At 69.7% G+C, this 9,845-nt stretch carries 10 protein-coding genes; 3 read left to right on the top strand and 7 right to left on the bottom strand.

What is annotated here, in order from left to right:
• Positions 1-102: 102 nt before the first annotated feature.
• Positions 103-4,137, bottom strand: a complete 4,035-nt coding sequence (locus tag E1284_RS34605) for a replicative DNA helicase (protein ID WP_131944375.1) — start codon at positions 4,135-4,137, stop codon at positions 103-105.
• Between the two features lie 339 nt (positions 4,138-4,476).
• Between E1284_RS34605 and E1284_RS34600 the strand changes: the two genes are divergently transcribed.
• Together E1284_RS34600 and E1284_RS34595 are read left to right on the top strand one after the other, a co-directional pair.
• A complete protein-coding gene (locus E1284_RS34600) occupies positions 4,477-5,802 on the top strand; it encodes an MATE family efflux transporter (RefSeq protein WP_131944374.1) in 1,326 nt (441 codons plus the stop codon).
• A 55-nt stretch (positions 5,803-5,857) separates the two neighbouring features.
• Positions 5,858-6,046, top strand: coding sequence for a hypothetical protein (locus E1284_RS34595; protein ID WP_131944373.1), 189 nt, complete (start codon positions 5,858-5,860; stop codon positions 6,044-6,046).
• 16 nt (positions 6,047-6,062) lie between these two features.
• On the opposite strand, the gene E1284_RS34590 is transcribed toward E1284_RS34595, so the two are convergent.
• The 6 genes from E1284_RS34590 to E1284_RS42010 all read right to left on the bottom strand — a co-directional run bounded on the left by E1284_RS34590 (position 6,063) and on the right by E1284_RS42010 (position 9,288).
• A complete protein-coding gene (locus E1284_RS34590; RefSeq protein ID WP_424923524.1) occupies positions 6,063-6,869 on the bottom strand; it encodes a peptidoglycan recognition protein family protein in 807 nt (268 codons plus the stop codon).
• 337 nt (positions 6,870-7,206) lie between these two features.
• Complete coding sequence (rplI, locus tag E1284_RS34585; RefSeq protein ID WP_131944372.1) at positions 7,207-7,653, bottom strand: 50S ribosomal protein L9; 447 nt, start codon at positions 7,651-7,653, stop codon at positions 7,207-7,209.
• An 18-nt stretch (positions 7,654-7,671) separates the two neighbouring features.
• Positions 7,672-7,908, bottom strand: coding sequence for a 30S ribosomal protein S18 (gene rpsR, locus E1284_RS34580; RefSeq protein WP_019631633.1), 237 nt, complete (start codon positions 7,906-7,908; stop codon positions 7,672-7,674).
• A gap of 83 nt (positions 7,909-7,991) precedes the next feature.
• A complete protein-coding gene (locus tag E1284_RS34575) occupies positions 7,992-8,564 on the bottom strand; it encodes a single-stranded DNA-binding protein (protein WP_131944371.1) in 573 nt (190 codons plus the stop codon).
• A 38-nt stretch (positions 8,565-8,602) separates the two neighbouring features.
• On the bottom strand, positions 8,603-8,893 hold the full coding sequence (rpsF, locus tag E1284_RS34570; protein ID WP_131944370.1) for a 30S ribosomal protein S6: 291 nt from the start codon (positions 8,891-8,893) through the stop codon (positions 8,603-8,605).
• 224 nt (positions 8,894-9,117) lie between these two features.
• Positions 9,118-9,288: a hypothetical protein gene (locus tag E1284_RS42010; protein ID WP_165965538.1), complete on the bottom strand. Its 171-nt coding sequence runs from the start codon at positions 9,286-9,288 to the stop codon at positions 9,118-9,120.
• A gap of 220 nt (positions 9,289-9,508) precedes the next feature.
• On the opposite strand from E1284_RS42010, the gene E1284_RS34565 reads away from it, so the two are divergent.
• Complete coding sequence (locus E1284_RS34565) at positions 9,509-9,823, top strand: hypothetical protein (RefSeq protein ID WP_207924117.1); 315 nt, start codon at positions 9,509-9,511, stop codon at positions 9,821-9,823.
• The last annotated feature ends 22 nt before the right edge of the window (positions 9,824-9,845 follow it).

Here is a 9,845-nt window from a genome sequence, read left to right as displayed (position 1 = left end):
CCCACACCCCCGACCCCCAGGCGCACAAGCCAACGTCTCGCATCAACAATGGCAAGCCAGCCCGGACGTGAGGTGGGGGATGCGATGCCGGGTGGACGGCGGTCACTGGGCCATGTCTACGAAGCGGCTGTAGTGGCCCTGGAAGGCGACGGTGACGGTGGCCGTCGGGCCGTTGCGGTGCTTGGCGACGATCAGGTCGGCCTCGCCGGCGCGCGGCGACTCCTTTTCGTAGGCGTCCTCGCGGTGCAGCAGGATCACCATGTCCGCATCCTGCTCAATACTGTTATGGAGAGAAATTCCGTTCGCCACGAAATTATGGAGGCCGAGCACCGTGGCATCGTAGACGTCCTGTTCACCGATGCTCTCGATCTCTACTATCTCATCCCAGAACACGTCGTTGGTGCACAGCAGTTCCAGTTCGGCGCTGCCCAGTACAGTCGCAACGCGCCCGAGCCGCTCACGGCTCGGTGCACGCTTCCACAGTGCACTCCCACAGAACTGGGTGCCGATTGCGGCAGAGAACTCCCTATGGGTCATGCCACGATCGGCGAGAATACTCCGGACGTCGTCCCACACTTCTCGGGGAACGGTGTCACGATTGGTGTTCGACCGAATTCCGCGGAGCAGGTCGGCGGCGGACGCGGCTATGACACCGCGCGCCCCATGGACCCCGACGGCGTCGAAGAACGCGAGCTGGTTCTCCGCGCCGTAGAGGTGGAGCTGATACCCGCGGCGATAGGAACCCTTCGTGACGCTCTTGATGCGCGAGAGAATCCCGAATCGCAGCAGCAAGGTGGAGACGTCCTCCACGAGTTGCCTGCTCGTGGCGGCGTAGTAGACACGGCATTGGCCGTTCTTTGCATCCCAGTGCACGCAGCCGTCCGTGGCCCAGAGATGCTTGAGGAAAAGCGCCACCTGCTCCTTGGGAAGGCTGAAGACCGGCGCCGGGACGAACTTCTCATGCGAACGCCTTCCGAAAAGTCCGAGTTCGTCAAGCCACTCGACGATCGGATTTCGGCGACCGTGAGTCAGGCGGTATGGCGCCGGCAACCGGAGCGTGGTCACCCGCGCTGCCTCGTGGTCGTCCCGGACCGCGGTGATGCCGAAGTGCCCGGCCGCTTCGGTGACGGCCTGAAGACATGCCTCGTCCTTACTGGAGTAGCGGATCGGTTGACGCCTGACGAAAGATCCGTCGCCGATGAGGTGCGCCAACATGACCACGCGCGCCTCGGGCCATGCCGTTGGCTCCAGCGGCGGTGGCACATGCCTGGAGGTTGCGACGCGCGAACCGGGCGCAAGCTCACCGAGCGGCTGCCAGCCGTGATAGGTGAGGAAGGGATGGTTGGCGGTGGCCTCGACCTCCTTACCGGAGGCCAGCGAGACGCGGAAGACTTCTCGACGTCCACTGGAGAACGCGTGTGTCATGGTTCGGGGCACGTACTTCAGGCGCTCATCGAGCGCCCATACGGGGACGTCCCTCGCGCCACTCGCCACGAGCTCGCCCATGGTGACCTGTTCATTGGTGTCCGCCCGCATGATCCGTGTGGAAGCCGTGACACATCCCGATTCGCGAAGGTCGGACACCATGGGCTTCTTGTCCGTTCGCTGCTCGGGGCCTCGGTTGAGCTGGGAGAGCGCGATGACCGGGACGCCCAGTTCCTTGGCGAGGAGCTTCAGCGAGCGGGAGAACTCCGAGACCTCGACCTGGCGGCTCTCCACCCGCTTGCCGGACGTCATCAGCTGCAGGTAGTCGATGATGACGAGGCGCAGGTCGTGCTGCTGCTTGAGCCGCCGGCACTTCGCGCGGATTTCCATCATCGACATGTTGGGCGAATCGTCGATGAACAGCGGTGCCTCGGCGACCTCGCTCATGCGGCGGGCGAGGCGCGTCCAGTCCTCGTCCTGCATGGTGCCGGACCGCATCGCGTGCAGCGCCACCCGAGCCTCGGCGGACAGCAGCCGCATCGTGATCTCGTTGCGCCCCATCTCCAGGCTGAAGAACGCCGAGGTCAGGCCATGCTTGATGGAGGCGGCGCGGGCGAAGTCGAGCGCGAGCGTCGAGTTGTGCGTCGGTACGCAGTGCCGCCCCGCGAGGTACATGTGGTCGTCGTTGTCGACCTGGACGCACCGCACCGGCACGCTCTCGACGGGACGGACGTCGACGATGTGGCGGACCCCGGCGTCCGCGGGGACGACCGTGCGCTGCCGGGCCGCCTTGCGCGGCAGCCGGAACACCGTCTCGGCGGGAGTGAAGGTGACCTCGTGCACCGGCTCGTCGTCGGCGTCCCCTGCTGGGCCGGTCGTCAGTTCGGCGCGGTGCCCGAGGCCGAGGAGGAGTTCGTGCACTCCTTCGGCGAGACGGGCGGACGAGAAGAGGAGGTCGATGCGTCCGTCGGCAGAGACGTGACCGCGGATGTCGAGCAGGCCGGCGAGTAGAGCCCGCCGCTGAGTCATGGACGCCCGCAGGTAACCGGCCGGGACGTGCGCGTCCGACAGCAGGCCGAGGGACTCCAGGTGAGGGCGCACTCCGGGCAGGAGATAGCAGCCGGGAAGCAGGTCGGGTGCGATCTGCTGGCCGGTCGCCTCGATCTGGGCGATGACGTCGCCGTCCAGGCACGTGATCTGGTCGGCACCGGGTTCTCCCGCGCCGAGCCACACGCCGAGGACGTAGGGGTCGATGGGGAGGTCGGCCTCGGGGAGGTCGAAGGCGCCGGCGACCTCCACGGCGTGGACGAGACCTTCCTCCTGCCGCAGCGTCGCGAAGATCTCCTCGGTCGTTCGGATGGCGGCGCGCCCGGCGAACGCCGATCGACCGACTTCTGGGGACGCGGCCATGGCGCCGTCGCGGCCCCGGATCAGCGAATGATGCCCCTCATGCGGATGGGGCGTGCTCTCCGGCTCCGCCGCGATGCAGGCCGACCGACTGTGACCGAGATCCGTCGACGTCCCGGGGGCGCCGGACTTGTGGGGGTGGTGCGTCTTGCCGGTGGACAGTGGGCGGTGCCCGCTCGGCCTTCCGGCTTGCGCCCTGATCTCCTTAGTCGGCCAGAGGCCGACGCTTCTCGTGGTGCCGAAGAAATGGGTGAAGCTCGAATTGCTCGCCGCCGACTCGGCGCCGAGCCCTGCTCGTCCGAACTCGCCGGCGCGCGCCCCGGCGACCGCCATGCGGAGGATCTCCTCGAAGTCCCCCGGCGTCTGGCCGGAGGACTCGCGGACGGCGGGACCGATCTCCTCCGCGCGCGGTGACGGGGTCGTGGTGGTGCGCCATTGGTGCTCGGCGTCGGCGATGATGACCTCGCCGTCCGAGAACTCGATCTCGTAGCAGGGACGGCCGTGCATCACCTCGGTGGCGGCGACGACGCGGGTCGGCCTGCCGTCGGGGCCGAGCAGGTGATCGCCGACCGCCACTTCGCCCATCGTCGTCCAACCCGTGGGGGTCGGCAGGGGGGTGGCCAGTTCTAGCGCCTTCCCCATGGCAGGGCGGGCGGCCACCACTATCATCTGGCCGGGGTGCAGGCCGTTGGTGAGGGCGTCGAGGTCGGCGAAGCCGGTGGGGCAGCCGACCATCTGACCGCCGCGGCTGCCGATGGCCTCGATCTCGTCCAGGGCGCCGGGCATGATCTCCGAGAGGGCGACGTAGTCCTCGCCGGCGCGCTTCTCGGCGATGGCGAAGACCTCGGCCTGGGCGCGGTCGAGGACGTCGTCGGCGTCGGCGCCGTCGGCGGCGTAGCCCATCTGGACGATGCGGGTGCCGGTCTCGACCAGCCGGCGCAGGATCGAGCGCTCGTGGACGATCTTCGCGTAGTACCCGGCGTTGGCCGCCGTGGGCACCAGGGAGATGAGGGTGTGCAGGTAGGGGGCGCCCCCGATGCGGGCGATCTCGCCGTTCTTGGTCAGCTCGCCGGCGACGGTGACCGCGTCGGCCGGGTCGCCGCGGCCGTACAGGTCGAGGATGACGTCGTAGATGATCTGGTGCGCGGGACGGTAGAAGTCGGGCGTGCGCAGCAACTCGACGACCTCGGCGATGGCGTCCTGGGACAGCAGCATGCCGCCGAGCACGCCCTGCTCCGCCGAGATGTCGTGCGGCGGGGTGCGCTCGAACTCGTGCTCCTGCGGTCCGATGTCGGCCACGCTCACCGTCGCACCCCCTTCGTCTCGGCCCGCCGGCGGCCCCGTCCGCCCATCGCCGACCGTTCACCCCACGTCTATCTGACGCGTCGGACATTCTCCCGAGCCCGCGCCTCCCTGAGCAAAGCCGCCTGTGGACAACCCTGTGGACTCCCTGTGCAGACACGCCGCATAGGTTGTGCACGACCTGTGGACAACTCTGTGGATTCTCCGTGGACGACGCACACGACCACACCTTGACCTGCGGTAACGTCATCCACCGGCTGTGCGGGAAAGAAAGTCGGCCCGGCGCGGCGATGTAAGGCTTGAAGTCTTTAGGACAGTTACGCCGGTGATAGCCTCGACGCGGTGACGACATCCCGGCGGCTCGCGACCGCGCAAGACCGCGAGATCCTACGCCTGGCCGTGCCGGCCTTCGGAGCGCTCGTCGCCGAACCCCTGTTCCTGCTGTCGGACTCGGCCATCGTCGGGCACCTCGGCACCGCCCAGCTCGGCGGGCTCGGCGTCGCGGGACAGGCCCTCAACACCCTCGTCTACCTGTGCGTCTTCCTCGCCTACGGGACGACCGCCGGGGTCGCGCGGCAGGTCGGCGCCGGGAACATGCCGGCCGCGATCAGGCAGGGCATCGACGGGATGTGGCTCGCGGTCGCCATCGGAGCGGCGCTGATCGCCGCCGGCTGGCCGCTCGTCCCCGGGATCGTGGACGCGTTCGGCGCGTCCCCCACCGTGACGCCGTACGCCGAGACCTACCTCAGGGTGAGCCTCTTCGGCATCCCGTCGATGCTGCTCGTGCTCGCCGGCACCGGCGTCCTGCGCGGCCTGCAGGACACGCGCACGCCGCTCCTCGTCGCCGTCGGCGGGTTCTCGGTGAACCTGCTGCTCACCGCAGTGTTCGTGATCGTCCTGAACTGGGGGATCGCGGGTTCGGCCTGGGGCACCGTGATCGCCCAGACCGGCAGCGCGGCCGTCTACGCGGCCGTCGTCCTGCGCGCGGCGCGCCGGCACGGGGCCTCGGTCCGTCCCGATCTGGACGGGTTGCGGACGTCGGCCAAGGCGGGCTTCGGCCTCCTCGTCCGGACGGCGGCGCTCCGCATCGTCCTCATCGTCGGGACGTCCATCGCCGCCCGCATGGGGGACGCGGAGATCGCCGCCTACCAGGTCGGCTTCCAGGTGTGGACGCTGCTGGCGTTCGCGCTCGACGCCATCGCGATCGCCGGGCAGGCCATCACCGGACGCTACCTGGGCGCGTCCGACATCACGGGTACGCGCGCCGTCACGCGCCGGATGGTGTGGTGGGGCATCGGCTGCGGCATCGTGTTCGGGCTGGCCATCCTCGCCGTGCGCCCCTGGCTGCCGGGCCTGTTCACCGCGGACGGCGACGTCCGGGACCTCCTGCTCGCCTCGCTGCTCCTCGTCGCGCTGCTGCAACCCCTCGCGGGCGTGGTGTTCGTCCTGGACGGCATCCTGATCGGCGCCGGAGACGGCGCCTACCTCGCCGTGACGACGCTCGTCGCGACCGTCGTCTTCCTGCCCGCCGCGATCGGCCTGTACCGGGCGGACGCCGGCCTCATCGGGCTCTGGTCCGCGATCGGCCTGTGGATGCTGACCCGCGGGATCACCCTCGGCCTGCGCGCATGCGGTGACCGCTGGCTCGTCACCGGCGCCGTCCGCTAGCCCGATTCGGCGAAATCGCACCCGCACCGGCCGCCCCACCCGCTACTATTCGAACATGTGTTCCACACACGGCGAGCGGATGGCCCGGCTGACGCAGGCGATCGACGACCTGGCGGCCGAGGGCCTGGCCGGGCTGCCTCCGGAGACCCTCGTGGAACGGGTCGCGGGCATCTGGTCCCTGATCGAGGGCATCGACCCCGAGATCGCCCGCCGCCGGACCCGCTATACGACCCCGGACACCTGATCCCGTCGCGCCCGGGTCAGGTCAGGGCGTCGAGGGGCGGGAACAGCGACAGGCCAGGGTCCGTGGTGGCGCTGCTCGAACTTGGGGAGCCCTCCAGGCGCACGGCGACCGCGCGGCGCAACTCCGGCAACCGGGCGTAGAGCCTGTCTCCCGGGCACGACGTGTTGTTGTAGTCGCGGTGCCCGACGATGGCCTCGGACGGATCGAGGTCGTACTCCTGGCACAGCCACACGCACACTTCGAGCAGCGACGTCCACAGCCTGCCGGGCACCGCCCGCGACGTGTACGTCCCCTCGTTCTCGATGCCGATCGTGTGGTCGTTGTTGTGCAGGACCTGCGCCCCGACCGCCAGGTCGCCCCTCCGGATCGCCTTCAGGCTGCGGTTGCGTCCCTCCATCACGATGCCGCCGCGGCTGATGGTGAGCTGCTGGCCGGTGTCGTCCCAGCCGTTCTTGTTCATATGGATGTTCTGAATGCTCCGCGACAGGGCGAACGCATGGGACAGGGACCGGTCGCTGGAGTTCGCCGTGGCGGTGTGGTGGACGATGATGTGGTCCGGTGGCCGATCGAGGACCTTGGCGGGCCTCCTGGGCGGCCGCGCCTTCCACTGGGCGCGCGTGTAGATGTGCGGGGCCTCCGCCGTGAACAGGGCGCGGCCCGCGGCCGACGCGTCCGCCATGGCCTCATTCTGGAGAGGCGAGGCCATGGACAGCATCTCCAGCAGGCCGGCCCCGGCCACCCCGCCGATGATCGCCCGGCGCGTCACCGGCCGGCCGGCACGCTCCCGGTCGTCCGCGCCGTCCCCCGAATGCGCGATCAACACCGTCCCCCCTCGTTCCGGCGATCGACTGATCACGGAACGTAATGGCCGCTCTGCCGATCCCCCAAACACAGGGCGGTTCAGGGACGTTTCACATGAAACCCAGCACGCGGCCCCGGGTTTTGGACAGCCGCCACCCCGCCCTTGTGCAAGTCATTACGGGATCCAAAGCCGCCGAACCCACCCCGCCCCTTGCCCGGAGCCGAGGGGACGGTGCCGGCCGAGAGGACGAGTCGCCAACGGCGCCGGGCCATGGTGCCGGCGAGACGGTCGGGGTTCGCGGACATGGAACGGCCCCCGCCCGAGCGAGGGCGGGGGCCGTTCGGTGCCGCGTTGAGCGTCAGGCCTCGACGACGTTGACGTCGATCGTGGCGTTGACGTCGCTGTGCAGGCGGACGCTGACCCGGTGGGTGCCGACCGTCTTGATCGGGTTGCCGATCTCGATGCGGCGGCGGTCCAGGTCGGGGCCGTTGGCGGCCTTGACCGCCTCGGCGATGTCGGCGGCGGTCACGGCGCCGAACAGGCGGCCGTTGCTGCCGGTCCGGGTGCGCAGCGTGACGCGCAGCCCGCCGAGCTGGTCGGCGACCTCCTTGGCGTGCTCGACGGTCGCGATCTCGCGGGCCGAACGCGCCTTCTTGATGGAGTCGATCTGCTTCTCGGCGCCCCGGGTCCACTGGATCGCGAACCCGCGGGGGACGAGGTAGTTGCGGCCGTAGCCGTCGCGGACCTCGATGACGTCACCGGGCTCGCCGAGCCCGGAGACCTGCTGGGTCAGGATGAGCTTCATGATCTATAACCCCCTGCCTCAGCGCGCGGTGCTGGTGTACGGCAGCAGCGCCATCTCGCGGGCGTTCTTGATCGCCGTGGCGACGTCCCGCTGGTGCTGGGTGCAGTTGCCGGTCACCCGCCGGGCACGGATCTTGCCGCGGTCGGAGATGAACTTCCGCAGCAGGCCCGTGTCCTTGTAGTCGACGTAGGAGATCTTCTCCTGGCAGAAAACGCAAACCTTCTTCTTCGGCTTGCGGGGAGGTGGCTTCGCCATCGTGGTGCTCCTTTGGGAGAGCCCCGCTCACGCGGGAATGGACGTGTACTTGATGTTGCCGTGGTCGTGCCGGAGCGGCGCGACTAGAACGGCGGGTCGTCGGAGTATCCGCCGCCGCCACCGCCGCCGGTGGCCCACGGGTCGGCGGGGGCGCCGCCCTGCTGGCCGCCGCCGAAGCCGCCGCCGCCCTGCTGGCCGCCGCCGCCTCCGAAGCCGCCGTCCTGGCCGCCGCCACCGAAACCGCCGCCGCCCTGGCCGCCACCGCCGCCGAAGCCGCCGCCACCGCCCTGCCGCTGGGTCTTGTTGACCTTCGCGGTGGCGTTGCGCAGCGACGGGCCGACCTCGTCGACCTCGATCTCGAAGACGGTGCGCTTCTCACCCTCGCGGGTCTCGTACGACCGCTGCTTGAGGCGTCCCTGGACGATGACCCGCATGCCGCGCTGCAGGGTCTCTGCCACGTTCTCGGCGGCCTGCCGCCAGACGTTGCAGGTCAGGAACAGCGCCTCGCCGTCCTTCCAGTCGCCCGACTGGCGGTCGAAGAACCGCGGGGTCGAGGCGATGCGGAAGGACGCGACCGCCTGGCCGCTGGGGGTGAAGCGGAGATTCGGGTCCTCGACGAGGTTCCCGACGATCGTGATTACGGTGTCGCCTGCCATGGGGCTCGCTCCGGCTGCTTAGAGGGCTGAGCCCGGGCTCAGTGGACCTCGGGGCGGATGACCTTGGTACGCAGGATCGACTCGCTCAGGTTGAGCTGCCGGTCGAGCTCCTTGACCGTGCCAGGCTCGGCCGACAGGTCGATCACCGCGTAGATGCCTTCGGACTTCTTCTGGATCTCGTACGCCAGGCGCTTGCGGCCCCAGACGTCGACCTTCTCCACGGTGCCGCCGCCGTCCCGGACGACCTTCAGGAACGGGTCGAGCGCCGCGTTCGCGGTGCGCTCGTCGATGGCGGGGTCGAGGATGGTCATGAGTTCGTAACGACGCATGCTGTGTCCCTACCTCCTCTGGACTCAGGCGGTCACGGTCTCTCCGTGACAGGAGGGCTGTTGCGTCCCTCGCGGCGGCGCCGGACCCGGATCGCCGGGCGCACCTGCCACGAGACCGGTACAGGCTACCAACAGTCGGCAGCGTACGGGCCGGTTCGCACCGCAGGGCGCCGGCCCGGCCGGGTGGCCCGCCGCCGGTGGACGCGTTGCGCGGACGGCGGACGTCAGCGGCGTGCCCGCGCATGGGCGGCCGTCTTGCTGCAGCGGCGGCGTTCCAGCTCCGCCATGATGTCGGCCATGCGGGCGCGCATTCGGGCGGTCTGAGTCGTCAGCAGGGACAGCTCCTCCACGAGCTCCGCGTCCCCGATGAGCCCCAACTCCGCTTTCGTCACCACGGTGTGCACCTCCTGCTCTCCCCCGCTTCCCCTCGGGGGCCGGACCGAGCCGGTGTTCTCGAATCCATGTTCGACAGTACCGGGTGCCGCCGACATTTTCCGCCCGCCCGCGCCGGTTGATCTCCGCTCCGGCAGGGAATCTCTTTACGGGCATGGTCCGTCCGGTCCCGCGTTCACCATGCGCCCCAAGCGCGGGAGCCATGACCTGAGGAGGTTCCCGATGCCGCAGCAGGCAACCGGCGCGGGGCGGGCGCCCGCCCGCGCCGAGCGCACCGAGGCCGCGCAGGAGTCCCATCGGCTGCAGGACGTGCTGGCGGTGGCCGCCATCACCGTCGGGGTCGCCGCCCTGATCCTGGGCTGGATCCCGGCGACCCACTTCCCCGGCGCCCTGCTCGGCGTGATCGGCCTGCCCCTCGCGCTGTACTCGCAGATGATCTCCGCGACGACCAACGAGCGCTGGCTGAACGTGATCGGCATGGTCGCCGCGTTCATCGGCACCGGCTTCGCGCTCAGCAACGGAGGCTTCTCGATCTGACCCCCGTCACCCCCGGCCGCGC

Source organism: Actinomadura bangladeshensis, from assembly GCF_004348335.1.
Classification (GTDB): Bacteria; Actinomycetota; Actinomycetes; order Streptosporangiales; family Streptosporangiaceae; genus Spirillospora; species Spirillospora bangladeshensis.
Note: the sequence above shows the minus strand (reverse complement) of the source record. Positions and strands in the feature narration are given on the sequence as shown.

Excerpts from the sequence above, each read along its gene's own strand:
- E1284_RS34595 (WP_131944373.1), top strand. The coding sequence starts at position 5,858 with ATGTGTTCCACACACGGCGAGCGGATGGCCCGGCTGACGCAGGCGATC.
- rplI (WP_131944372.1), bottom strand. The coding sequence starts at position 7,653 with ATGAAGCTCATCCTGACCCAGCAGGTCTCCGGGCTCGGCGAGCCCGGT.
- rpsR (WP_019631633.1), bottom strand. The coding sequence starts at position 7,908 with ATGGCGAAGCCACCTCCCCGCAAGCCGAAGAAGAAGGTTTGCGTTTTC.
- E1284_RS34575 (WP_131944371.1), bottom strand. The coding sequence starts at position 8,564 with ATGGCAGGCGACACCGTAATCACGATCGTCGGGAACCTCGTCGAGGAC.
- rpsF (WP_131944370.1), bottom strand. The coding sequence starts at position 8,893 with ATGCGTCGTTACGAACTCATGACCATCCTCGACCCCGCCATCGACGAG.
- E1284_RS34565 (WP_207924117.1), top strand. The coding sequence starts at position 9,509 with ATGCCGCAGCAGGCAACCGGCGCGGGGCGGGCGCCCGCCCGCGCCGAG.